The 23,663-nt window shown below is 71.2% G+C and carries 21 protein-coding genes; 8 read left to right on the forward strand and 13 right to left on the reverse strand.

Going from position 1 to position 23,663, the window contains the following annotated elements; translation table 11 throughout:
• Positions 1–50: 50 nt before the first annotated feature.
• The 4 genes from IE317_RS18620 to IE317_RS18635 all read right to left on the reverse strand — a co-directional run bounded on the left by IE317_RS18620 (position 51) and on the right by IE317_RS18635 (position 5,124).
• Positions 51–1,013 (reverse strand): hypothetical protein, encoded by a 963-nt coding sequence (locus IE317_RS18620; RefSeq protein ID WP_191311717.1) that lies wholly within the window; start codon positions 1,011–1,013, stop codon positions 51–53.
• 44 nt (positions 1,014–1,057) lie between these two features.
• Positions 1,058–1,270: a hypothetical protein gene (locus IE317_RS18625; RefSeq protein WP_191311719.1), complete on the reverse strand. Its 213-nt coding sequence runs from the start codon at positions 1,268–1,270 to the stop codon at positions 1,058–1,060.
• 416 nt (positions 1,271–1,686) lie between these two features.
• Positions 1,687–2,364, reverse strand: coding sequence for a copper homeostasis protein CutC (locus IE317_RS18630; RefSeq protein WP_191311722.1), 678 nt, complete (start codon positions 2,362–2,364; stop codon positions 1,687–1,689).
• 12 nt (positions 2,365–2,376) lie between these two features.
• On the reverse strand, positions 2,377–5,124 hold the full coding sequence (locus tag IE317_RS18635; protein WP_191311725.1) for a sensor histidine kinase: 2,748 nt from the start codon (positions 5,122–5,124) through the stop codon (positions 2,377–2,379).
• 186 nt (positions 5,125–5,310) lie between these two features.
• On the opposite strand from IE317_RS18635, the gene IE317_RS18640 reads away from it, so the two are divergent.
• Entirely contained in the window at positions 5,311–6,273 is a 963-nt protein-coding gene (locus IE317_RS18640) for an ABC transporter substrate-binding protein (protein WP_191311728.1), read from the forward strand.
• Between the two features lie 26 nt (positions 6,274–6,299).
• On the opposite strand, the gene IE317_RS18645 is transcribed toward IE317_RS18640, so the two are convergent.
• Positions 6,300–6,911, reverse strand: a complete 612-nt coding sequence (locus tag IE317_RS18645) for an LppU/SCO3897 family protein (RefSeq protein WP_191311730.1) — start codon at positions 6,909–6,911, stop codon at positions 6,300–6,302.
• An 89-nt stretch (positions 6,912–7,000) separates the two neighbouring features.
• Between IE317_RS18645 and IE317_RS18650 the strand changes: the two genes are divergently transcribed.
• Positions 7,001–8,647: a DNA repair helicase XPB gene (locus tag IE317_RS18650; protein ID WP_191311732.1), complete on the forward strand. Its 1,647-nt coding sequence runs from the start codon at positions 7,001–7,003 to the stop codon at positions 8,645–8,647.
• Positions 8,648–8,653: 6 nt separating this feature from the next.
• Here IE317_RS18650 and IE317_RS18655 read toward each other — a convergent pair whose 3' ends face one another.
• The 3 genes from IE317_RS18655 to IE317_RS18665 are packed head-to-tail and all read right to left on the reverse strand — an operon-like array spanning position 8,654 to position 10,841.
• Complete coding sequence (locus IE317_RS18655; RefSeq protein WP_191311735.1) at positions 8,654–9,046, reverse strand: ankyrin repeat domain-containing protein; 393 nt, start codon at positions 9,044–9,046, stop codon at positions 8,654–8,656.
• A 41-nt stretch (positions 9,047–9,087) separates the two neighbouring features.
• On the reverse strand, positions 9,088–9,732 hold the full coding sequence (locus tag IE317_RS18660; protein WP_191311737.1) for a response regulator: 645 nt from the start codon (positions 9,730–9,732) through the stop codon (positions 9,088–9,090).
• Positions 9,723–10,841, reverse strand: coding sequence for a sensor histidine kinase (locus tag IE317_RS18665; RefSeq protein WP_191311740.1), 1,119 nt, complete (start codon positions 10,839–10,841; stop codon positions 9,723–9,725). Before IE317_RS18665 ends, IE317_RS18660 begins: the two co-directional genes overlap by 10 nt.
• A 104-nt stretch (positions 10,842–10,945) precedes the next feature.
• Between IE317_RS18665 and IE317_RS18670 the strand changes: the two genes are divergently transcribed.
• The 3 genes from IE317_RS18670 (at position 10,946) to IE317_RS18680 (ending at position 14,097) form a co-directional block, all read left to right on the forward strand.
• Positions 10,946–11,617 carry a DedA family protein gene (locus IE317_RS18670; RefSeq protein WP_191311742.1) on the forward strand — a complete coding sequence of 224 codons (672 nt, stop codon included), beginning with the start codon at positions 10,946–10,948 and terminating at the stop codon, positions 11,615–11,617.
• Positions 11,618–11,809: 192 nt separating this feature from the next.
• Positions 11,810–12,571: a DUF4253 domain-containing protein gene (locus tag IE317_RS18675; RefSeq protein ID WP_191311745.1), complete on the forward strand. Its 762-nt coding sequence runs from the start codon at positions 11,810–11,812 to the stop codon at positions 12,569–12,571.
• A 680-nt stretch (positions 12,572–13,251) separates the two neighbouring features.
• The gene (locus tag IE317_RS18680; protein ID WP_191311747.1) at positions 13,252–14,097 is read left to right on the forward strand and encodes a DUF72 domain-containing protein; all 846 of its coding nucleotides are present in this window, start codon (positions 13,252–13,254) and stop codon (positions 14,095–14,097) included.
• 108 nt (positions 14,098–14,205) lie between these two features.
• On the opposite strand, the gene IE317_RS18685 is transcribed toward IE317_RS18680, so the two are convergent.
• The gene (locus IE317_RS18685) at positions 14,206–16,833 is read right to left on the reverse strand and encodes an AfsR/SARP family transcriptional regulator (protein ID WP_229902784.1); all 2,628 of its coding nucleotides are present in this window, start codon (positions 16,831–16,833) and stop codon (positions 14,206–14,208) included.
• 226 nt (positions 16,834–17,059) lie between these two features.
• On the opposite strand from IE317_RS18685, the gene IE317_RS18690 reads away from it, so the two are divergent.
• Positions 17,060–17,989 carry an o-succinylbenzoate synthase gene (locus IE317_RS18690; RefSeq protein ID WP_191311750.1) on the forward strand — a complete coding sequence of 310 codons (930 nt, stop codon included), beginning with the start codon at positions 17,060–17,062 and terminating at the stop codon, positions 17,987–17,989.
• Positions 17,990–18,005: 16 nt separating this feature from the next.
• Here the strand turns inward: IE317_RS18690 and IE317_RS18695 are convergent, their stop codons facing one another.
• The gene (locus tag IE317_RS18695) at positions 18,006–18,773 is read right to left on the reverse strand and encodes a nucleotidyltransferase domain-containing protein (protein ID WP_191311752.1); all 768 of its coding nucleotides are present in this window, start codon (positions 18,771–18,773) and stop codon (positions 18,006–18,008) included.
• Between the two features lie 433 nt (positions 18,774–19,206).
• Between IE317_RS18695 and IE317_RS18700 the strand changes: the two genes are divergently transcribed.
• Positions 19,207–19,425 carry a PspC domain-containing protein gene (locus tag IE317_RS18700; RefSeq protein WP_191311755.1) on the forward strand — a complete coding sequence of 73 codons (219 nt, stop codon included), beginning with the start codon at positions 19,207–19,209 and terminating at the stop codon, positions 19,423–19,425.
• A gap of 209 nt (positions 19,426–19,634) precedes the next feature.
• Complete coding sequence (locus tag IE317_RS18705; RefSeq protein WP_191311757.1) at positions 19,635–19,955, forward strand: hypothetical protein; 321 nt, start codon at positions 19,635–19,637, stop codon at positions 19,953–19,955.
• Between the two features lie 51 nt (positions 19,956–20,006).
• On the opposite strand, the gene groL is transcribed toward IE317_RS18705, so the two are convergent.
• The 3 genes from groL to IE317_RS18720 form a co-directional block, all read right to left on the reverse strand.
• Positions 20,007–21,635, reverse strand: coding sequence for a chaperonin GroEL (gene groL / locus IE317_RS18710; protein WP_191311760.1), 1,629 nt, complete (start codon positions 21,633–21,635; stop codon positions 20,007–20,009).
• A gap of 223 nt (positions 21,636–21,858) precedes the next feature.
• Positions 21,859–23,334, reverse strand: coding sequence for a serine/threonine-protein kinase (locus tag IE317_RS18715; protein WP_191311763.1), 1,476 nt, complete (start codon positions 23,332–23,334; stop codon positions 21,859–21,861).
• 64 nt (positions 23,335–23,398) lie between these two features.
• Positions 23,399–23,605 (reverse strand): cold-shock protein, encoded by a 207-nt coding sequence (locus IE317_RS18720; protein WP_003085446.1) that lies wholly within the window; start codon positions 23,603–23,605, stop codon positions 23,399–23,401.
• Between the last annotated feature and the right edge of the window lie 58 nt (positions 23,606–23,663).

A 23,663-nucleotide genomic window follows, 5' to 3' on the forward strand; every position in this document is an offset into this window, starting at 1 on the left:
CGGATCCCATTTTCATTTTCCGGCCGGTTTACCTTCCCATGAGAAACCGATTATTGTCCGGAATGCCCGACCATTTCGACGCGTTCGATGATCGCCCGCGCGTCCGCGTTGCCGGAGAACCGCCGGGCGGCACCCGCCAGCGAGTGCAGCCGCTGCCGCACCCGCGGCGACCGCAGTCCGCCGGCCAGCTCGACCGCCTCCTCACCGACCGCGACGGCGATGTCGAGATCGCCGTCCAGGGCGTGCACGGTGGCCAGCCAGATCAGGGTCAGCGAGCGGCTGCGTGTCATGCCGCGGGGATAACCCCCGATCGCGTCGACGAGCGCCGGGATGCCGTCGCGGCCGTGGCGGGTGTCGACCACCTGCGCCAGTTCACCGTGCACCGTTCCGACCATCGCGGCCATGTCCGGGGCCCCGAAGAACGCCGCCCACGGCGACGGTGTGCGTCCCTCGGCCTCCGCGAACTCCTGCCGGGCGCAACGCAGGTAGGTCAGCGCGCCGGTGACGTCGGCCTTCTTGGCGTGCGCCCACGCCTGGTTGGCCGACAGGATCGCCTGGGCCAGCTTGGAATGCGCCGAAACCGCCGCCTCCCGGCCCCGCGCGAACTCCAGCAGCGCCGCGTCGACCGCGCCGTAGTGCAGATGCAGCCGCCCGACGCGGTAACGGATGTTGGCCTGGAGGTCGTCGTTGCCCGCTTCGATGGCCAGTTCCAGCGCCCGCGCGAACGCCTCCAGCGCGGCACCCGGGCGGTCCTGGTCGAAATTGGTCCAGCCGGCCAGGTTGTACAGGTCGGCGACGGCGGTGTAGAGCCTCGCCCGGACGACAGTCTTCGCCTCGCCGTCCAGCAGGGCCACGGCTGCGGGCAGCCGCGATTCCACGGCTGCCCGGCACGACCCGCCGCCGTACCGGTAGTCCAGCACCCTGAGCTCGGCGATGCTGTCCTCGAGCTGCCGCACGTCGGCGAGGCCCACGCGCGTACCGCTCCGTTCGTCCTGCCCGTCACTGCCGGTCATGGCAGCCCTCCGTCCGTAGAGAGCTGCCGATCGGGCAGCTCCGCTCATTCCCCGCCGGGCCAGGCCGGAGCCCGCTCCTTCGAGGGACTGGCACCGGGCAGCACCCCGGTGGCGGTCAGCACCACGCCCGTGGCGGTTTCCGCGATCTTGACGACGGCCAGCAGCCCGGTCAGGGCGAGGGAGCCGCCGAGCCCCAGTTTCGCGAAATCGTCTTCGAAGGTTTCGGTTCCGCGTTGGCGCGGTATCGCGCCGGTCACGATTCGGCCTTCCGTCCGGCCACGGCCGCACCCGGACGGCATCCGCGGGGAATCAAGCGACCCCAGGTGGCGGAAATCCACCTGATGGTCGACGTCCTGGTTTCCTGCTGTCCACGCAACGAGTTCTCGAACTGAATACGCGCGCACACGGCGCCGCCTCCCGCACTGCAGATCGATTCCTGAAGATCGGCCGGATCGCGAAATGCGGGACCACCGTAGCCAGTGGATCGCCGGAAAATCAGCCACCAACCAGGTCAAAGCTGGAATTGCTCGTGCAGCCGCACGCGCAGACCCGAACCCGACACTGCACGCGGTGGATGCAATTTCACGTGCGGAACACGAATGGCGCAAGCACGCGAAAACATCGGCGGAAATCGTTCTACCCCGCCGATTCTCCGTGAAATTCGGACACCCGATCAGGATTTGACGAGATCGACCCAGGTGCGCACGGTTGCGGCGTCCACCGGCGCCTGCCAGCCGCCGGGCCGCACGGCGCTCCCGACGTGGAACCCGCGCACCCCGCCCGCGCGCAGGAGGTGCACCTGCTGGGCGCGCAGGCCGCCGCCGACGAGCAGTTCCGGACCGCCGTCGCGCTGCGCGAGCCGCTGCAGCACCGAAAGGCCGCTGGCCACGCCGTTCGGGTGACCGGCCGCGAGCACGGTGTCACAGCCGAGGGACGCCAGCTGGTCGTACGCGCGCAACGGATCGCGCGTGCGGTCGATGGCGCGGTGGAACGTCCACGGCAGGCCGTCGATCTCCTTGATCAGCGCCTCGCAGGCGTCGAGGTCGATTTCGCTGTCCACCGTGAGGAACCCGAAGACGAACTCCCGCGCACCCGCGTCGATCAGCCGGGCGGTGTCGGCGCGCAGCCCTTCCAGGTCGCCGACGGCGAAGGAACCGTTGTCCCGCACCATGACCCGCACCGGGAGGTCGGTCGCCGAGAGCACGTCACGCAGGGTTTCGAGCGAGGGCGTCAGGCCGTCCTGCGCCATGTCCGCAACCAGTTCGAGGCGGTCGGCCCCGCCCGCCTGCGCGCCTTCGGCGTCCGCCGCGTCCAGCGCGATCACTTCCAGCAGGGGCGTCTTCGAGCTCATGCCTCATCCGTTTCACTGGTTCCGGGTGTCGTCTCCCCTCGCGTGCCGCCCTCGCCGGAAGCCGCCTTGAAGGCTCGTCATCCGCTCGCGTACCGCTTCCGGGGAAAGAGAGAGTATCGGCCGCTGTTCCGGCACCGCTCCCGGGCTGGCCGCGGAATCCAGCGGCTGCAGGAACGGCCAGGTGTCCTCCGCGCCGTCCTCCTGCTCCAGTTCAGCCGGGGTGGGCCATTCGTACGCGGGCTCGATCGCGGCGGGCGGCGCGACCGGCGTCAGCCGCGGTTCGGTGTCTTCGTCGTCCGGGCCGGCCCCGCCACTTTCACGCGAAAGTGGCGCCTCGACGGGAGGGGCACTTTCACGTGAAAGTGCCCCTGGGGTGGGGGCGGGTGGCGGGGGCGGCGGCCCGGCGAGCGCGTGCCGCGGCTGGGCATCGACGGGCCGGGGCGCCTCGGCGACCGGACGCGGCTCCGCGGGCTTGCGCGGCTGCTCGGGCGCGGCGGAAGCGTCGAACCACCGGGACAGGACGTCGCGGTAGGCGGGCATCCGCTCGGTGGGGGCGTCGAGGTCCAGGTGGGCCTCTTCGTCAACGGTCGGCCACTCCGGCGCCTGCTCGCGGGCGACCACCGGGGCCCGGCGCGGCGGGCCGGCCTCGATCGACGGCGGCGTCAGCTCTTCCGGCTCCGGCTCCGGCTCGGGTTCCGGCGGCGCGAGCGGGGCGAGCGGCGCCAGCAGCTCCGGTTCCGGGGCCGCGGCAGGCTCGGCGGGCGGAGGCGGCGCCGGCATCGGCGGCAGCTCGACGATCAGGGCCGCGGGCACCAGCACGGTCGCGACCAGCCCGGACTCCTCGCCGGCGCTCAGGCTGACGTCGATGTGGTGGCGCCTGGCCAGCGTGGCGACGACGAACAGGCCCATCCGCCGCGACACCTCGACGTCGACGTCCGGCGGGTGCGCGAGCCGGGTGTTGGTGCGGTCGATCTCCGCCTGCGGCATGCCGGCGCCGTGGTCGACGATCTCGATCTGCCAGTCGCCGTCGTGGGTTTCGGCGCTCGCGACGGTGACCATCTCGTCGCCGGAGTAGCGGGTCGCGTTCTCCAGCAGCTCGGAGACGACGTGCACGAGGTCATTGACGGCCTCGCCGCGGACCGCGACCTGCGGGGCCGGGCCGAGCTCGATCCGCTGGTAGTGCTCGACCTCCGAAAGCGCGGCGCCGATGATCTCGTCGGCCGGCACCGGTCCGGCGTCCTCCCGTGCGGAGTCCTGACCGGAGAGCACCAGCAGGTTTTCGCTGTTGCGCCGCATCCGGGTCGCGAGGTGGTCGAGTTCGAACAGCCCCGCGAGGGTGTCCGGGTCCTGCTCGTCGGCCTCCATCCGGTCGAGCACCGTCAACTGCCGCTCGACGAGGTCCTGGCTGCGCTGCGAGAGGTTGACGAACATCGCGTTGACGTTCTCGCGCAGCATGGCCTGTTCGCCGGCGAGCCGGACGGCCTCGCCGTGCACCGCGTCGAACGCGCGCGCCACCTGGCCGAGCTCTTCGCGGGTGAACACCGGCACGGGCGCGACGGCGAGCCGTTTCCGCAGGTTCTCGGGCGCGGGTTCGGGGTCGGTGAGCAGGTTCTGCACGGCCGCGGGCAACCGGTGTTCGGCCACTTCGAGGGCCGTCCGGCGCAGGATCCGCAAGGGACGCAACAACGACCGGGCGATGACCACCGACAGCACGCCCGCGACGAGCAGGACGCCGAGGACCACACCGCCGTCCCACAGCGCGGCCGTGCGCGCCTGCGCCGCCAGGGTGTCGGTGCGTTCCTGCAACTGGACCAGCAGTGCCTGCTGCACCTGGTGGGCGAGGTTCACCGTGTGCGTGGCCGAGGTGTCCCACTGGTTCGGGTCGAGGCCCGAGAGGTTCTGGCCGTTTTCGGTGCGGGTGAGCGCGGATTCGACCATGTCGTTGCCGATGTCGACGACCAGGCCGATCACCGTGTCGTCGAACATCCGCTGCTGGTCGGGGGTGGCGAAGGTGCGGTAGTCGCTGCGCGCGGCGGCCAGTTCGGCTTCCGCGCCGAGCAGCGCGCGCGTGCGGTCGCGGTTGAGGGAGCCCGCCGCGAGCGCCTCGGCCATCACCGCCCGCTTGACCGACATCTGGTCCTTGATCCGGGCGAGTGCGTTGCCCGCCAGCCGCATCCGCGCGAGCTCCGGGTCGGAGACGTCGGCGGCGGCGGAGTCGCTGATGTCGAGCAGGCCGGAGATCAGCTCGCTGTAGGAGCGCAGCACGGCGTCGGCGGGGAACGCCGAATGCTCCGCGGAGAACCGGAGGCCGCCGAGCACGCGCAGCCGGTCGTCGGTCTGCTGCAGGCTTTCCGCGGCCTTCGCGTCGAGCCGCGGCTTGCTTTCCGCGAGCGTCCGCTCGAACGTGCCGATGCCCTTGTCGACGCGGGTGCGCTGGGCGGTGAGGTCCGCGGTGTCGCCCTGCCGGTTCTGGGCGACGAACCGGACGGTGAGGTCGCGCTCGCGCTGCAGCTCGTGCAAGGCTTCGGCGACGGTGCTGTCGACGCGGCCGCGGGTCGCGAACTCGGCCAGCTGCCGGGCGTCACGCAGGTCGGAACTGATCCGCAGGCCGACCAGCGCGATCACGGCCAGCGCCGGGATGAGGAGGACGGCGAAGAGCTTCGTGCCGAGGCGCCAGTTCCGCAACCGCCAGCGGCCGCCCGCCGGACGCGGATCCGCCGCGTCGCCGCCCTTGCGGGGACGCTTGTCGCGACGGGTCACCTGGTTTCCTTTTCCGCCGCGGGCGGGAACCCGCGGATCGAACGACACTCGAACCTACTGAACGGTAGCCCGCCCCATGAAGATCCGAAAGCCGCGCTGGCACGATACGGCCCTGCCCGCGATCGTATGGGGCGGGGACCATACGATCCAGCACGAGAACCAGATTCTCGCGGTAGGTGAAGGTTCATGATCAGACGCGGACGGCTGATTCCGCTGGTAGCGGCGCTCCTGGCGACCGCGGGGTGCACCGTGTTCTCGTCCGGCACCCCCGCGCCCCCGCCGCCGCTCGAGCGGACCACCCTGCGCGTCGGTGTGGGCAACGCCATCGACACGGCCCCGCTGCGGATCGCCGTGGCGGCCGGGAAGTTCGGCTCCGCCGGGCTGACCGTGCAGCTCGTCGAACTCGGCGCCGACGACGGGCTCGCGAAACTGGCCGCCGGCGACCTCGACGTCACCTTCGCCTCCGACATCGCAATGTTCCGCGCCGCGGCCGGCGGGACGGCGTTGCAGCTGCAGGGCGAGGCCTACACGTCCGGCCCCAACACTATGGCCCTGGTGACGCTGCCGGACTCGGACTACACCGTGCCGACGGGGAAGCGGTCGCCCAAGATCGCGGTGAACATGCTCGACGACGTCGGCGCGCTCGTCGCGCGTTCGGTGCTGGTCACCGCGGGTGTCGACCAGTCGAAGATCAAGTTCACGGCCATCCCGTTCGACCGGATGCCGCAGGCGCTGCAGGCGGGCGACGCCGACGCCGCGCTGATGATCGAGCCGTACATCACCCGCGCCGAGAAGGACCTCGGCGCGCACATCCTGGCCGACGGCGCCCGCGGTTCGACGCTCGACTTCCCGCTGTCGGGCTACGCGGCGGCGAAACCGTTCGCGCAGGCCAACCCGCGGACGCTCCGGGCGTTCCGCACCGCGCTGGGTGCGGCCCAGCAGAGCGCGACGGACCCGGCGGTCGTGCGTGACGCGCTGCCGAAGTTCTCCGACATCGACACGACGACGGCCGCGCTGATCTCGCTCGGCTCGTACCCGGCGTCGCTCAACGGCATCCGGCTGCAGCGCGTCGCCGACCTGATGCACAACTCGGGCCTGCTGGCGAACCGCCTCGACGTCCAGGGCCTGCTCCCCGACACCGGGTACTAGCCGCTATGACGTAGGTCACCCAGCGGCTAGATGTTCTCGCCCGTCTTGATCAGGCACACCGTGCGGGACGGCGGGCCGGCGTAGCTGAGCACCTTGTCGGCGCCCTCGCACTTGTCCTCGCGGTCGAAGCCGGACAGGATCTCGACGCGCTCCTGCGCCGCCGGGTCGGTGCAGGACACTTTGCCGATCGTGCTTTCGTCGTCGACGTCACGCAGGCAGTCGCCGGCCTTGACGTTCAGGGCCAGGCAGAGCGTCTGGCCGGCGCCGGAGCCGAGCCGGAACCGCACGTAGTCGCCGGAGGCGCACGCGATGGCCCCGTGGTAGGCGTTCTCGACCTTGTACGTCGCGTTGTTCGCGCTGCAGCCGACGCGGTGGTAGGCGAGCTTGCCGGCCCCCTCGCGCGTCAGGTACAGGCAGTCGCCGTCCGACGGCGGGCCGCTGCGGCCGGCCCAGTAGACGCCCACCGCACCCAGCGCGCCGAGGCCCAGCGCGGCGACGACGCACGCGACCAGCGTGATCCGCACCTTCGTGGTGAACCAGTGCGGGATCTGCTGCGGCCCCGGAACCGGCGGCATCGGCGTGGACGGCGGGTAGCCCGGCGACCGGAACGGGTTGTCCTCGAACGGCGGTGTGGTCAACGTGCCCTCCAGTGATCCCCTCGGCACCTCGTCCCACCGGCGGACCCGCGAACGGAGCGGACCGGAGCGAGGCACGTATAACAGTAGTTGTGACTGATGGCCCGCTGATCGTCCAGTCCGACAAGACCGTGCTCCTGGAGGTCGACCACCCCCAGGCCGATGACGCGCGGATCGCGATCGCGCCGTTCGCCGAGCTCGAACGGGCGCCGGAGCACGTCCACACGTACCGGATCACGCCGCTGGCCTTGTGGAACGCGCGCGCCGCGGGCCACGACGCCGAGCAGGTCGTGGACGCGCTGACGACGTACTCGCGCTTCCCGGTGCCGCAGCCCCTGCTGATCGACGTCGTCGACGTCATGGGCCGGTTCGGGCGGCTGCAGATCGCCAACCACCCGGCGCACGGGCTGGTCATGTCGACCACCGACCGCGCGGTGCTGGCCGAGGTCGTCCGGAACAAGAAGATCAGCCCGATGCTGGGTGCCCGGATCGACGAGGACACCGTCATCGTGCACCCGTCCGAGCGCGGGCGGCTGAAGCAGGCGCTGCTGAAGGTCGGCTGGCCGGCCGAGGACCTCGCCGGGTACGTCGACGGCGAGGCGCACCCCATCGCGCTGGACGAGTCGGACTGGCAGCTGCGCGACTACCAGCGCCAGGCGGCGGAGGCGTTCTGGGCGGGCGGCTCGGGCGTCGTCGTGCTGCCGTGCGGGGCGGGCAAGACGATGGTCGGCGCGGCGGCGATGGCCAAGGCGGCGGCGACCACGCTGATCCTGGTGACGAACACGGTCGCCGGGCGCCAGTGGAAGCGCGAGCTGATCGCGCGGACGTCGCTGACCGAGGAGGAGATCGGCGAGTACTCCGGGGAGAAGAAGGAGATCCGGCCGGTCACCATCGCGACCTACCAGGTGATCACCCGCAAGACCAAGGGCGAGTACAAGCACCTGGAGCTGTTCGACTCCCGCGACTGGGGCCTGGTCGTCTACGACGAGGTCCACCTGCTGCCGGCACCGGTGTTCCGGATGACGGCGGACCTGCAGTCCCGGCGGCGCCTCGGCCTGACCGCGACGCTGGTGCGCGAGGACGGCCGCGAGGGCGACGTCTTCTCGCTGATCGGCCCGAAGCGCTACGACGTGCCGTGGCGCGACATCGAGGCGCAGGGCTGGATCGCGCCGGCCGAGTGCACCGAGGTCCGCGTGACGCTGACCGACGCCGAGCGCCTCGAGTACGCCACCGCCGAGGCCGACGAGCGATACAAGCTGGCGGCGACGGCGTTGACGAAGACCCCGGTGATCAAGTCGATCGTGGCCAAGCACGCGGGCGAGCCGACGCTGGTCATCGGCGCCTACCTCGACCAGCTGGAGATGCTCGGCGACGAGCTCGACGCCCCGGTGATCCAGGGCGCGACCCGCAACAAGGAGCGCGAGGAGCTGTTCGACAAGTTCCGGCGGGGCGAGATCCGGACGCTCGTGGTGTCGAAGGTCGCCAACTTCTCGATCGACCTGCCGGAAGCGTCGGTGGCGATCCAGATCTCGGGGACGTTCGGCTCGCGGCAGGAGGAGGCCCAGCGCCTCGGACGGCTGCTGCGCCCGAAGGGCGACGGGCGGCAGGCGCACTTCTACTCGATCGTCTCGCGCGACACCGTGGACACGGAGTACGCGGCGCACCGGCAGCGGTTCCTGGCCGAGCAGGGGTACGCCTACCACATCGTGGACGCGGACGACCTGCTCCGGCCGCTCTGAGCCGGGTCAGCCGACGTCGGCGAAGTACTTCCTGACGTCGTAGTTCGCGATGAGCCGGGCCAGGCCGACCGGCGTCTGCCCGGAGATGTTGGCCCGGTGCGGATCGGCGCCGTGTCGCCGCAGCAGCTCGATGAGGTCACCGCGGCCCCGGTAGGCGAACACGGCGGCGAAGAGCGGCGAGTTCCCGTACTCGTTGACCGCGTCGACGCGGGCGCCCGCGTCCAGCAGCACCGTGGCGACCTCGACGTTTCCCTGCTGGGTGGCCAGGTGCAACGGCGTGTGGCCCTGCTGGTCGGCCGCGTCGGGGTCGAGCCCCGCGGCGAGCAGTGCCCGCGCCTGCGCGCCGTCGCCGTCCAGCGCGCAGTAGTGCAGCTCGGATCGCCCGTACCGATCGGCCACTTCCGCCCCTCCCGCCTCGATGGTCACCGTGGCCGCCGAGGTTACGAGCCCAGGTAACGCAGCACGGCCAGCACCCGGCGGCTGTAGCCGGCCGCCTGGGGCAGGTCCAGCTTGTCGAAGATCGCGTTCGCGTGCTTTTCGACCGAGCTCTGCGAGATGTACAGCAGTTGCGCGATGCTCGCGTTGGTGTGCCCCTGCGCCATCTTCTCCAGGACCTCCCGCTCGCGCTGGGTCAGCCGGCTCAGCGCGATCTCGTGGGACGAGCGGGCCACCAGCCGCCGCACGACCTCCGGGTCGAAGGCGGCGCCGCCGCCCGCCACCCGTTCCAAGGCGTCGAGGAACTCGCCGACCTGGGCGACACGGTCCTTGAGCAGGTAGCCGACCCGGCCGCGGTCGCCGCTGATCAACCGGGCGGCGTACCGCTTCTCGACGTATTGCGAGAGGACGAGCACCCCGATTTCCGGCCACTTCTCCCGGATCTCGAGGGCGGCGCGCAGACCTTCGTCGGTGTGGGTCGGCGGCATCCGCACGTCGGTGACGACGACTTCGGGCCGGTGGTCGCCGACCGCTTCGAGCAGCGCTTCGCCGTCACCGACCGCGGCGACGACGACGTGGCCTTCCTCCGCCAGCAGCCGCACCAGGCCTTCGCGCAGCAGGGTCGAGTCCTCGGCCAGGATCACCTCCACGGCAGCATCGCCCGCACGAGCGTCGGGCCACCGGCCGGACTCACCACGCCGAACAACCCGTCCGCGGCCGCCACACGCCGCGCCAGGCCCTCGAGCCCGTCGCCACCGGTGGTCCTGGCGCCGCCCGAGCCGTCATCGGTGACATCCACCACGATCTTCTCGTGGTCGCCGTGGACGTCGATGGCGATCCGCGTCGCGCCGGAGTGCTTGACCGCGTTGGTGACGGACTCCGACACCACGAAGTAGATGACGGTCGCCAGCGGGAGCAACGGTTCTGCGGTGAGCGTGTACCGCAGTTCGACAGGGGTCGTCGCTCGTTCGGCGAGGGACTCGAGAGCGGCTCGGAGGCCGCTTTTGTCCAGCCCGATCGGATACACCTGCCAAGCGACCTCACGCAGCTCGCGCAGCGATTCCTGCACTTCCTCGTGCGCTTGCCGGACCAGGTCGGCGTTCCCCGTGCGCCGGGCCCGGCCGAGCAACAGGCCCAAGGCGACCAGCCGCTGCTGCACGCCGTCGTGCAGGTCGCGCTCGATGCGGCGGCGTTCACCGTTCACCGCCTCGACGACCTCCCGGCGAGTGTCGAAGAGGTGGGACATCCGGCGCTCCATCACCGCCCGGCGGCTCGGGCGGAGGCATCGGCTGGCCACCCGCTCGTCCAGCACGGCGACACCGGCCATCCCCTGCCAGCAGAGGAACACCGCGATCACCGCCGCCGCGGCGATCAGCAGCCAGTCGACGACGGTGCCGATGCCCCGGCCACCGGGTGCACGTCCGGTGACCAGCTGCCCGCTGTAGAACACGGCCGTCACCACGCCGGCGCCGAGGCACGCCCAGACGCCCAGCCCGAGCAGGCCGACGGGGGCGCGCAGGAGGAGGTACCGCAGCGCGCGGTGGTCGTCGTAATCCTCACTGATGTAGTTGTCAAAGAACACCCGCTGCCGACGGCGTTCGACGTCGGTGAACTTCCGGGCGCCGCGCAAGACGGCCTCGCGCGTCGCGGGAACGACGAGCAGAGGCGCACTCACCACGACGTACAGCACCTCGGCGAGCGCGATGAGCGCGCCGAGGCCGACGCCTGCTGTCGTGTGTGCGGCCCGGATGATCACCATTCGAGGCTAGCCAGATCGGCGGCGGCGCGTACTGCGGTTTTCCGCAATCATCCGGGTGGTCTTCCGCAATGCCCTGACCAGCCCGAATTCCTAGGTTCGACGGCATGGACCTGTTGCTCACCACCACCACCGCCACCGCCGAACCGATGACCGGACTGGCCGGCTGGGCCGTCGGCCTCATCGACGCGCTCGGCGGCCCCGGTGCCGCGATCATCGTCGGGCTCGACAACCTGTTTCCCCCGATTCCCAGCGAGCTCGTGCTGCCACTGGCCGGGTTCTCCGCCAGCCGGGGCGCGTTCACCTTGCTCGGCGCGCTGTTCTGGACGACGCTGGGCTCGCTCGCCGGCGGGGTGATCGTCTACTGGCTCGGCGCCCTGCTCGGCCGCGATCGCACCCGCGCGCTGATGAGCCGCATCCCGCTGATGACCGTGGCGGACTTCGACCGCACGGAAGCGTGGTTCACCCGCCACGGCGGCAAGGCGGTGTTCCTGGGCCGGATGGTGCCGATCTTCCGCAGCCTGATTTCCCTGCCGGCGGGCGTCGAGCGGATGCCGTTCGGCCGGTTCCTGCTGCTCACCACGGCGGGCAGTCTGTTGTGGAACACGGCGTTCGTGGTCGCGGGCTACCTGCTCGGCGAGAGCTGGTCACTCGTCGACCGCTACGCGTCGGTGTTCCAGTACGTCGTGCTGGCGGCGGTGGCGCTGGCGATCGGGCTGTTCGTCGCAGGCCGCCTCCGCAACCGCCGCCCGGCCGGCCACCGCCGCGGGCCGGCCTGACGAAGTGCACCACCCCTTCGGCGCAGTGGCGTGTCTCAGCAACATCTTGCGTCACATGCGTCCCAGAAAGGCTCTGACCTGCAGATTCGCGGATTCACTCGAACGGATGAGCGGCCAAAACGCTGGAAATTGTCGGACCCTCGAACTACTGTTCGACGTGCAGCAACCGAACACAAGTTCGAGGGGACGTCCATGACGATCGCACCGCTCCGCCCCGGTACTCCCGCACCGCCGGTCCAGACTCTGCCACCGGGGTCGTGGCACGGCCGGCTGTGGGTGTCCGACCTGCCGCTGACCCGGCCCGAGCGCTACCTCGGCTGCGTGGCCGAGTTCGAGCGGTCCGGGCTCTGGCCGGTGCTGATCCCCCACGACCAGCGCTTCGCGGCGAACGGCGAGGACTGGATCGACGACCGCGGCCGGCTCGCCCCGGCGGGCCACCGAGTGGCAGCGGCCGACCCGGCGGCAGCCCTGTCCCGCTGGTGGGACGGCTCCTGCTGCGACGGCGCCTGCCTGAGGCCGTTCGGCGCCCGGTTCCCGGGGCTGGCCAAGCGCAGCCCGCGCCGGTCCGACCCGTTGGCCGAAGCGGGCAACACGGGCTCGATCCTGGCCACCCGCGAACCCCACCGCCTCGGCTTGGTCCAGACCGAGCGACCGGCCGACATCCCGGCCCTGCTCGGCTGGACGGGCATGATCAAGTGCACCGATCAGGTGGCCGAGCTGTCGGCGGTGTTGCGCAGCTGGGAGGACAGGTTCGGGGCCACGCTGGTGGTCCTGGGCTTCGACGCGATCGAGCTATCGGTGGCGGCCCCGCCGCGGAACCAGGCGCGCGCCCTGACGGTGGCGGCGGAGCATCGGGCATTCAGTTTGCCTACGTTTGCGGGGCAGCCGGGGAATCTGCGGGAGTACGCGTCCGGGTTGGTGCAGTCGCGGCATTGGCGGTTCTCCTGGGCGTGAGGGCGGTACAGCGGACCGCGGTCGGGCCAGGAGCTGGGGGCAGGCGGGCTGGGACCCAGGGACCAGCAGGCCGGGGCTGCGGGCGCGGGTCGAGACCAGAAATCGGCGGGTTGGGACCAGCGGGTTGGGACCAGCGACCGGCAGGCCGGGCCAGCGGGACGAGGCCAGGGTCCCGGGACCCGAGCGGCGCAGCGGCCACCAGCCGGCGGGTCGGGACCGGGGCGGCCGACTGTCAGCCATCGGCGGGTCGGGACCAGAAACCGGCGGCAGCCAAGGCCCGGCGGCCCGGAGCAGCGCAGCGCAGCGAAGCCGCCGAACCGGCCACCCAAAGAGCTGGGTGGTCATCCCGTCGCCTGAGGCCGTCAAATCACTTTGAGCCGGGCCCGCAACCACAAGACCAAAGCGAGACAACAGCGCAAGCTTGCGGGCCCGGCTCAAAGTGATAGGCCTCGCGCAGGCGACGGGATGACCACCCAGCGACCCACCCGAAAACGCGAGACAACAGCGCAAAGGGATGGCCATCCCAGAGCCTGCCCGTCCGGCGAGGACAGTCTTCTCCAAGGCGCGACAGACGGCTGTCCAAGAACCCGGGTCACCTGTCCCAACCCCCGGTCCGCCCGTCCGGACCGAGCCGCGTTTGGGCCCCCCGGAGAGCGGGAATCACCTCTCCCGGAAAGGCGGTGAGAGCGATCGCCGAGATCCGGATCGGGACCTCAGGGTGGCGCTATCCCCCGTGGCGCGGGGTGTTCTACCCACCCAAGCTCGCGCAACGGCGCGAACTCGAGTACCTCTCGCGCCGGATGAACGCCGTCGAAATCAACGGCTCGTTCTACTCTTTGCAGCGCCCGGAACGCTACCGGGCCTGGTTCGACGAAACCCCCGACGACTTCCGGTTCGCCGTCAAGGGTGGGCGCTTCATCACGCACATGAAGCAGCTTCGGGACGTCGAGACCGCGCTCGCGAACTTCTACGCCTCCGGTGTCCTCGCCCTCGGCGCGAAACTCGGGCCCTTCCTATGGCAGCTCCCGCCGCGGCTGTCCTTCGATCCCGATCGGCTCGCGAACTTCTTCGCCTTGCTCCCGCGCACCACGACCGACGCTGCCCAGCTGGCGACGAAGCACGACGACAAGCTGAAAGGCACGCCGTACCTCGAAGCGGAAACGAAAAGACCGCTGCAGCACGCCCTGGAGGTCCGGCACCCCAGCTTCGCCGAGCCCACCGCCAAGAAGCTCCTCGAAGAACACGGCATCGCCCTCGTGGTCGCCGACACCGCCGGCAAGTGGCCGTTCCTCGAAGACCAGACCGCCGACTTCGCCTACGTCCGGCTGCACGGCGACGAAGAGCTCTACGTCAGCGGCTACTCCGACAAAGCCCTGCGCACCTGGGCCGAAAGGATCCGGCGGTGGCACGACGGCGGGCGGCGGGACGTGCACGTCTACTTCGACAACGACGTCAAGGTCGAGGCTCCCCGGAACGCCGAATGCCTCGCCGACCTGCTCGGTGTTGCCCCGATCACGAGACAGTGAGCGGACAGTGAGCGCCGTCGGCTTGAGTGGGCGTGCGGGCCGGACCGGCTCGCGTGCTGCCACTGGGGGTCGGCACGTGCGCCGGTCCGGTTCCGAGAACAGCGCCGCTCAAACGCCCACCACGACCAGCGCCGCCAGCTTGGCGCGGACGTCGTCCGCGTCCGGGTGGCCCAGTTCCGTCAGCAGGCGCACCGAGCGGAGCCAGCACTCGCGGGCCTGCGCCGCGTCGCCGTGGCGCAGATAGACCTGGCCCAGCTGGGCCAGGACGTCCGCCGCCTCGTACTGCTCGTCCATGGCGAAGAACATCTCCACCGAGTCGCGGATGCACGCGATGCCCTCCTCGAGCCGGCCGAGGCCGATCAGGGCCAGGCCGCGCGTGTGCTGCGTGAACCGCGTGTCCACCGGACGCCCGTCCGGGCCCAGGATCGCCAGCGCCGCGTCGGCCAGGCGCAGCGCCTGCTCGTGGTCGCCCATCGACGTGCAGATGTCGCCCAGCGCCCGCAGCACGCTCGCCTCGAAGTGCCCCAGCCCCAGCTCGCGGACGATCGCCAGCGCCTGCACGCCGTGCTCGTACGCCCAGGTGCAGTCTTCGAGGTTGTGCGCCGCCATCGCCAGGTTGTACTGCGCCCGCGCCTCGCCTTCGCGCGCCTCGAGCTCGCGCTGGATCGCGAGCACCTGCTCCAGGTACCGCCGGGACTCGGCGTACTGCCGGGCGACGCCGTTGACGACGCCGAGCCCGCTCAGGATCCCCGCCTCGCCCGGCCGGTGACCGCTCGCCCGCGCGGCTTCGAGCGCCACCGCGAACACCGAGCGCCAGTCGTCGAGCCGCGAGCGCGTCACGAAGTAGCTCTGCAGCAGCCAGGCGAGCTTCCAGCAGACGTCGTCGCGGCCGCGGCGCCGCGCCAGGTGCACCGCGGCGATGAGGTTGGCGTACTCCTCGCCGAACCAGTCCAGCGCCTCGTGGTACGAACCGAACGTCAGCCCGCCCTCGAGGTCGTCGAGCTCCAGCAGCCGGTAGTAGCGCTCCGGCCGCATCAGCCGTGACGCGTTCAGCGCCGACGCCAGGTACCAGCCCAGCAACCGGTCCAAAGCGGCGTCGCCCTCCGAAGCCGAATCGACCTGCGAAGCGGCGTACGCGCGGATGAGGTCGTGGAACTGGTAGCGGCCCGGGCGCGGCTGGGCGAGCAGGTGCGCGGCGGCCAGGGTTTCGAGCATCGGCCGGGTCGCGGCGACGTCCAGCCCGGCGACCGCCGCCGCGGCCGGCGCGGTGAAGTCGACGCCGGTGAGCAGCCCGAGCAGCCGCAGCAACCGGGCCGTCGACGGCTGTAAGGCCTGGTAGGAGTAGGAAAACACCGACCGGATGTTGGTGCCTTCGCCGTCGGCGAGGTCGAACGAACCGAGCACGTCGCTGTCGAGGGAGCCGACGAACTCGTCGAGCGCCAGGCCGGGGAACTGCGCCGCGCGCACGGCGAGGATCCGGATCGCCAGCGGCAGCCCGCCGCAGTAGCGCACGAACCGCTCGGCCGCCGCCGGATCGCGGGCGACCCGGTCGAACCCGATCGTCGCCGCCAGCAGCGCGACGGCGTCTTCGTCGCCGAGCTCCTCCAGCGCGATCCGGTGCGCGCCGTGCGTCGCGACCAGTGCACGCAGCTGCCAGCGGCTGGTGATCACGACCAGGCAGCCGGGCCCGGGCAGCAGCGGGCTGACCTGTTCGGTGCGGTTGGCGTTGTCGAGCAGGATCAGCAGCCGCCGCCCGGCCGTGTGCGTCCGCCAGCTCGCCGCGCGGCCGTCGAGGTCGCCGGGGATCGCCTCGCACGGCACGCCGAGCGCGGTGAGCATCGTCTCCAGCGCCGCCGACGGCTCGACCGGCTCGCCGGGGCCGTAGCCGCGCAGGTTGAGGTGGACCTGCCCGCCGGGGAACCGGTCCGCGATCTCGTGCGCGAAGTGCACCGCCAGGGTCGTCTTGCCGATACCGCCCATGCCTTCGACGGACGCGATCGGCGTCGACGTGCCGGCGTCAGCCGCCTCCGGCAGCAGCGCGTGCAACGCCTTGAGGTCGCCCTCGCGCCCGGAGAAGGTCCGCAGGTCGGCGGGCAGCTGGCGGGGCACCTGCGGTTCGACGCCGAGCCGGTAGAGCGCGGGAGCGGTGTCACGGTCGGCGCCGGTGAGGATCGCCTGTCGGGTGCGCTGCAGCGACGGGCCGGGGTCGAGCCCGAGCTCGTCGGCCAGCACGCCGCTGATCCGGCGGTACACCTCCAGCGCCTCGGCTTGGCGGCCCGACCGGTACAGCGCGGTCATCAGTTGCTCGTGCAGCCGCTCCCGCAGTAGGTTTTCCCTGGTCAGGCGGGTGAGTTCGGGGACGACCGTGCCGTACTCGCCGACTTCGAGCAGCGCGTCCGCCCACAGCTCGCGCACGCGCAGCCGTTCCTCGGCCAGCTGGCCGGCTTCGTCGCGGTGCAGCGCGTCGGACTCGACGTTCAGCAGCGCCGGGCCGCGCCACTGCCCGAGCGCTTCGGCGAAGTGCGCGGCCGCCCGGCGGCTCTCGCCGCGGTCCATCGCCGCCTTGCCGCGGACGGCCAGCGCGCGGAACCGGGTGAGGTCGAGCAGGTCGTCGTCGAGCTCGATCCGGTAGCCGCCGCTCTCGGTGCGGATCGCGACCTGGTCGCCCAGCGCCCGGCGCAGGCGCAGCACGTACGTCTGGAGCGCGCCCTGGAGCGGCGGCGGTCGTCGTTCCACAGCCAGCGGCCGAGCTCGTCGACCGGCACGACCCGGTTCGCGCGCAGCAGAAGGCCGGCCAGCACGATCAGCGGCCGGCTGCCCCCGAGCGGTACCGGGCGGCCGTCGGCCGTGACCTCGGCCGGACCCAGCACGCGGAAATCGAGGACCACGGGGTCATTCTGTCCGGAAACCCGCAGTTCGGCACCTGTTTGCGCGGTCCGGCACAGTGGCATGATCGGCCTCGATGAAGGTCTACGCGATTCCCCTGCGCACCCGGTTCCGCGGCATCACCGTCCGTGAGGGGGTGCTGCTGCCCGGCCCGGCGGGCTGGGGCGAGTTCTGCCCGTTCGCCGACTACTCCGACGCCGAGAGCGTGCCGTGGCTGCGGTCGGCGCTGGAAGCGGCCGAAGCGGGCTGGCCCGCGCCGGTCCGCGACCGCGTCGAGGTGAACACGACGGTCCCGGTGGTCGAGCCCGCGAAAGCGCACGAACTGGTCCGCGCCTCCGGCTGCCGGACGGCGAAGGTGAAGGTCGCGGATCCGCGCGTCTCGCTCGCGGACGACTGTGCGCGGGTCGAGGCGGTCCGCGACGCGCTCGGCCCCGGCGGCGCGATCCGCGTCGACGCGAACATGGCGTGGGACGTCGACACGGCGGTGCGGGCGATCGCGGACCTCGACAAGGCGGCGGGCGGGCTGGAGTACGCGGAGCAGCCGTGCCCGTCGATCGAGGACCTGGCCGCGGTGCGGCGCCGGGTCGACGTCCGGATCGCCGCCGACGAGTCGATCCGCCGCGCCGAGGACCCGCTGAAGGTGGCGGTCGCCGGGGCGGCGGACATCGCGGTCCTGAAGGTCGCCCCCCTCGGGGGTGTGCGGCGGGCGTTGGAGGTCGCCGAGGCGTGCGGGCTGCCGTGCGTGGTGTCGTCGGCGGTGGAGACGAGCGTGGGCCTGGCGGCGGGCCTGGCACTGGCCGGCGCGCTGCCGTCGCTGGAATTCGCTTGTGGACTCGGGACGCTTTCGTTGCTGGAAGGGGACGTCTGCCCAGCATCACTGTCCCCTGTGGACGGTTTCCTCCCGGTTCCTCGTACCGCTCCGGAACCCACGGCGGCCTACGCAGCGTCACCCGAGGTCGCGGCGGCCTGGGAAGACCGGCTGAACCGGGTCCGCGCGCTGAGCTGAGCGCGCGGACCCGGCGTCAAGCCCGCCAGGCGGAGTCGTAGGCGTGCACCAGCCACTGGTTCGCCCAGTCGCGGTCGGGCTCTTCGGGCAGCGGTGAGGCACCGCGCGACAGCCGGTCGAGCCGGTCTTCCAGCTCGGCCGCGGCGGCGACGGCTTCGTCCTGGGTGTGCTTCCCGCGACGCAGATCACGCAGCCAGCTCAGCCACGGCTCGGCGATCGGCAGCGTCATCCGGCCGGTCTCCAGCAGCTCGACGCCCTGGACCCCGAGGCGGACCATGTGCATGGCGTACTTCGTGTCGAAGCCGTACTTTTCGATCAGCTCGGGCCGGTTGACCCGCAGCTGCCCTTCGAGCATTCGCTTGCGCTGCGTCCGCAGGTACCCGGCGAACCGCGGGCCGGCCTGCCGCGAGACGACCCGGTCGGCGTTGGCGCGCAGCTCGTGGCCGAGCTCGGTGATCCGCACGATCTCCGCGTCCGGCACGAAAAGCGGCAGCAAGATGGTGGGATTTCCGGTCAGGGCCAGGCGCATCCACTTGCGCAGCGAGTAGACGATGAGGTCGAGGTCGCCGGGGCCGGACCGCACGCCTTCGGGCTGGGTGCGGAAAACGTACTGCTCGAACCGCCGCAGCCCGGTGACGTATTCGGCGGGTTCGACGCACAGCCCCATTTCGTCGCGGTCATCCTGACCATCGACGGCGGTGCCGTGCAGGCCGGACCCGACCTGGCAGCGCAGGATGGTGCCCTGCTCGGCGATCGCGGCGAACTCGGGGTTGTCGTGCTTCATGGTCGGTAGTTGTAGCCCGCCGGCCGGGGCGGGAGCACCTGGTTTTCCCCGCGGGCGGGCCGGGAACGCCGCCCTTCCGGCCAAGTCACCCCTCATGGGCTGGGCCGTGGGTACCGGGGTCGGCAGTGGCCGGTGTCGCCGATCGTGCCCGCCGTTTCGCTGACCGGACTTTGCCGCAGCCCACCCTCCCGCAGAAACTCCCCCGCCGCTCCCAGGGGGGCGTCCCCAGGTTCAGTCTATCGGCCCGCCAGCGGCAGAAGCCCGAAAAGTCTGGTTCCGCCGACGGCTATCCACACCCGACTCGACTTGGGGACAACTCAGCCCGGAACCCGCGGCAGCGGCGGGCACCAGGGCGTCCCCGAGGGCAAGTTCAGGGTCGGGGTCCGGGCCGTTCCCGATGTGGGCAGGCCACCGCGGAAGACACCATTGAGCCATGACGAACAGCGTGTACACCCCGGAAACCACCAAGAAGCTCCGCCGCAGCCGGAGCGACAAGATGCTCACCGGTGTCTGCGGTGGGTGGGCCACCTACCTCGGCGTCGATGCCACCGTCCTGCGGCTCGGGTTGGTCGCCGCCGTGTTCCTTTCGGTCGGGATTGCCATTCCGGTCTACGTCGCCGCCGCGATTCTGACGCCCGAAGAGGACTCCTGAACCCGGGCGGGCTCCGGCTCGCAGGGGGAGCCGGGGCCCGCCGGAGGCCGGGGGTGCACTGAAGACGCTCGCGCCGGGGGGCGCGGGCCGGGGGACAAATCGAACGGCCCGGACGCCAGGGGACGTCCGGGCCGTTCGGTCGTGGCCGTTGGGCCGAGTGGCCCAAAACCACGGCGCGAATCCCGTTCGAGGGGTTAGGGTTCGCGCTCGTGGATCACGGAAACACCGCACCCAAGGTCGTCGTCGGGATCTTGGGTGGGTTGTACCTGATCGTCGGGCTGGGGTTGACCGCCTTCGCCGCCTACGCCGTGCTGGCTTCGGGGGACGCCGGTGGCGTCAAGGCCGCCAAGTTGGTGCTCTACACCGCCGCGGGACTGGCGATCTGGGTTCTGCTCACCGGGATCGGCGCCATCGTCGTCGGGATGGAAGCCGACGACAAGAGCACCGCCTGGCTCGGGGGCCTCGGCGTGCTCGCGCTCGGCGTTGTCATCGTCGGCGCCTACGCCGTCTGGTTCTTCACCAAACCATAGGAAAAGCCCGGCCCGCCGAAGCGGACCGGGCTTCCCGGAAAGCAGCCGGACTCAGAAGTCCATGCCACCCATGCCACCGGACGGGTCGGCGGGAGCGGCCGAAGCCTTCTCCGGCTTGTCCGCCACGACGGCCTCGGTGGTCAGGAACAGCGCCGCGATGGACGCGGCGTTCTGCAGCGCGGAGCGGGTGACCTTCGTCGGGTCCGGCACGCCGGCGGCGAGCAGGTCCTCGTAGACACCCGTGGCGGCGTTGAGGCCGTGACCCTGCGGCAGGCCCTTGACCTTCTCCACCACGACGCCGCCCTCGAGGCCGGCGTTGATCGCGATCTGCTTGAGCGGGGCCTCGACGGCCACCTTGACGATGTTGGCACCAGTGGCCTCGTCGCCCTCGAGCTTCAGGCCCGCGAACGCGGCTTCGGCGGCCTGGATCAGGGCCACGCCACCACCGGCGACGATGCCCTCTTCCACGGCGGCCTTCGCGTTGCGCACCGCGTCCTCGATGCGGTGCTTGCGCTCCTTGAGCTCGACCTCGGTCGCGGCGCCGGCCTTGATGACGGCCACGCCGCCGGCCAGCTTCGCGAGCCGCTCCTGCAGCTTCTCGCGGTCGTAGTCCGAGTCCGAGTTGTCGATCTCGGCGCGGATCTGGTTGACGCGACCCTGGATCTGGTCGGCGTCGCCCGCACCCTCGACGATGGTCGTCTCGTCCTTGGTGATGACGGCCTTGCGCGCCTTGCCCAGCAGGGACAGGTCCGCGTTCTCCAGCTTGAGGCCGACGTCCTCGGAGATGACCTGGCCACCGGTCAGGATCGCGATGTCCTGCAGGATCGCCTTGCGGCGGTCACCGAAGCCCGGGGCCTTGACGGCGACGGACTTGAAGGTGCCGCGCATCTTGTTGACGATCAGGGTGGCCAGCGCCTCGCCCTCGACGTCCTCGGCGATGATCAGCAGCGGCTTGCCGGACTGGATGACCTTCTCCAGCAGCGGCAGCACGTCCTTGACGGTGGAGATCTTGGAGCCGAAGAGGAGGATGTACGGGTCCTCGAGCTCGGCTTCCTGACGCTCCGGGTCGGTCACGAAGTAACCGGAGATGTAGCCCTTGTCGAAGCGCATGCCCTCGGTGAGCTCGAGCTCGAGGCCGAAGGTGTTGCTCTCCTCGACGGTGACGACGCCTTCCTTGCCGACCTTGTCCAGCGCCTCGGCGATCAGCTCGCCGATGGTGCGGTCAGCGGCCGAGATCGAGGCGGTAGCAGCGATCTGCTCCTTGGTCTCGATCTGGACGGCGGCCTTGTGCAGCTGCTCGGTGATGGCCTCGACGGCCGCCTCGATGCCGCGCTTCAGGCTGATCGGGTCGGCGCCGGCGGCGACGTTGCGCAGGCCTTCCTTGACCAGGGCCTGGGCGAGCACGGTGGCGGTGGTGGTGCCGTCACCCGCGACGTCGTCGGTCTTCTTGGCAACTTCCTTGACGAGCTCGGCCCCGATCTTCTCCCACGGGTCCTCGAGCTCGATCTCCTTGGCGATGGAGACACCGTCGTTGGTGATGGTCGGCGCGCCCCACTTCTTTTCGAGCACGACGTTCCGGCCCCGCGGGCCGAGGGTCACCTTGACGGCTTCGGCGAGGGTGTTCAAGCCGCGCTCGAGACCGCGGCGGGCGTCCTCGTCGAACGCGATCAGTTTGGCCATTGCGGTGTGGTCCTCCGGTATAGGGCGCAGCCGCCGCGCTGTCGTCAGCGGCGGCAGCAGGACTCTTTCCTCGGCCAGGCTCGGTGCCCGCGACGGACGACTGCACCCGGGTGGGGGTCAGCCTCACCGTCCCGACCTTTGGCACTCGACGGCGTCGAGTGCCAAGTTCGTGTTTAGCACTCTCGGGGGGAGAGTGCAAGAAGCCCAGCTCAGCGTCGCACGATCAGGAACTCGGCTTGATGCTGATCGACGGCGGCGGTGCGTTCAGCGAGGAGGTCGGGTTGGCCTGCGAGTCACCCGGGCCGACCGGGATGTTCGGCGCGGTGGTCTGGCTCCCGCCACCACCGCTGCCGCCGTCACTGAACAGGAAGATCGCGCCGACGATCAGCCCGGCCACGACCACCAGGCCGAGGACGACGAAGAGCCACTTCTTGCCACCGCTGCTCTTCGGCTGGTGGAACGCGCCCGCGCCGCCCGCGGGCATGGGCGGGCGCAGCCGCATCGGGTCGCCCGGCGGCCCGTAGCCCGGCGGCGGACCCTGCGGCGGCATGCCCTGCTGGGGGTAGCCGTATCCCGGCGGCGGGCCCTGGGGCGGCATGCCCTGCGGAGGTCCCTGCTGGGGGTAGCCGTAACTCTGGGGTGGCATGCCCTGCGGCGGCGGGCCTTGCGGGCCCTGCGGTCCGGGGCCCTGACCGTAGCCGGGCTGCTGCTGTCCTCCGTACGGGTGCACGGGGGCCCCCTCTCCCTGCGGTGCGCTGTTCTGGTGCGGCCCCTGTTGTACCTGACCAGGACGCTGCGGCGCGGGGATTCCGCCCGAATGGGACCCGGGCGGGCCCGGCGGGGTGTCCGACGTGGCGAGGGGGCCGAGCGCCCGGCGCGCGGCCGCGACCATCTCGACGCAGCTGGGGTAGCGGTCGGCGGGGTTCTTGGCCATGCCGCGGCGGATCACCTCGTCGATCGACGGCGGCAGCGCGACCGCGCGGGAGATCGCCGGCGGCTCGCCGTTGAGGTGTCCCTTGATCACCGTCGGGACGTCGCCCTTGAACGGCGGGCTGCCGGTGAGGCAGGCGTAGAGGACGCACGTCAGCGCGTACTGGTCGGTGCGCCCGTCCAGCGGCTCCCCGCGCAGGTGCTCGGGAGCCGCGTACGTGGGCGAGCCGAGGAAGTCGCCGCCGCGCGTCCGGTGCCCGGTCGCGCCGCGCCGGGTCAGCCCGAAGTCGGCGACGTACACGTGCTCGCGCGAGGTCTCCTTCTTCGTCACCAGCACGTTCGCCGGCTTGACGTCGAGGTGGACCAAACCACGGTTGTGCAGCGTGTCGAGCGCGTCCGCGACCTGGTCGAGCATCGTCAGGGCGCGCGCGGGCGCGATCGGTCCCCCCGAGACCAACCCGGCGAGATCGCCGCCGTCGACCATCCGCATGGCGATGTAGAGCATGCCGTCGAGTTCGCCGAAGTCGTACAGCGGCACGACATTGGCGTGGTCGATCGCGGAGGTGTTGCGCGCCTCGTCGACGAACCGCTCGCGGAACTCGGCGTCGGCCCCGAGGTGGTCACCGATGACCTTCAGGGCCACCTTGCGGCCGAGCCGCACGTCCGTGGCCTTGTAGGTCACGCTCATGCCGCCCTTGCCGAGCACCCCGTCGATGCGGTAGTTGCCCAGCCGGCGACCGGTGAGGTCCCCCGACACATCGCCTGTCACGCCCGCAGCCTAACGCCCCTGGTTCGGCGCCTGCCGGGGGTTCACCGATCAGCTGACCGGCCTGCTATGAAACTTTGCGGACGTCGGCTGCCTGGCTACGACCGTCGCGGCCGGACTGCACTTCGAACTCGACGCGGTCGCCTTCGTCCAGAGTGCGGAATCCTTCGGACTGGATGGCCGAATAGTGGACGAACACGTCCGGCCCCTCCGTGGATTCGATGAACCCGTAGCCCTTTTCCGAGTTGAACCATTTGACGGTGCCGACAGCCACGGCGCCCTCCCTCAGCACAAAGGATCCGCTGGCCCGAGCGGATGCCAGCGGCGGAGTG

The sequence above is a fragment of the Amycolatopsis bullii genome, assembly GCF_014654205.1.
Lineage (GTDB): Bacteria > Actinomycetota > Actinomycetes > Mycobacteriales > Pseudonocardiaceae > Amycolatopsis > Amycolatopsis plumensis.

Coding starts and splice junctions, on each gene's coding strand:
- IE317_RS18620 (WP_191311717.1), bottom strand. CDS start 1,013: ATGACCGGCAGTGACGGGCAGGACGAACGGAGCGGTACGCGCGTGGGC.
- IE317_RS18630 (WP_191311722.1), bottom strand. CDS start 2,364: ATGAGCTCGAAGACGCCCCTGCTGGAAGTGATCGCGCTGGACGCGGCG.
- IE317_RS18640 (WP_191311728.1), top strand. CDS start 5,311: ATGATCAGACGCGGACGGCTGATTCCGCTGGTAGCGGCGCTCCTGGCG.
- IE317_RS18665 (WP_191311740.1), bottom strand. CDS start 10,841: ATGGTGATCATCCGGGCCGCACACACGACAGCAGGCGTCGGCCTCGGC.
- IE317_RS18670 (WP_191311742.1), top strand. CDS start 10,946: ATGGACCTGTTGCTCACCACCACCACCGCCACCGCCGAACCGATGACC.
- IE317_RS18675 (WP_191311745.1), top strand. CDS start 11,810: ATGACGATCGCACCGCTCCGCCCCGGTACTCCCGCACCGCCGGTCCAG.
- IE317_RS18690 (WP_191311750.1), top strand. CDS start 17,060: ATGAAGGTCTACGCGATTCCCCTGCGCACCCGGTTCCGCGGCATCACC.
- IE317_RS18695 (WP_191311752.1), bottom strand. CDS start 18,773: ATGAAGCACGACAACCCCGAGTTCGCCGCGATCGCCGAGCAGGGCACC.
- IE317_RS18700 (WP_191311755.1), top strand. CDS start 19,207: ATGACGAACAGCGTGTACACCCCGGAAACCACCAAGAAGCTCCGCCGC.
- groL (WP_191311760.1), bottom strand. CDS start 21,635: ATGGCCAAACTGATCGCGTTCGACGAGGACGCCCGCCGCGGTCTCGAG.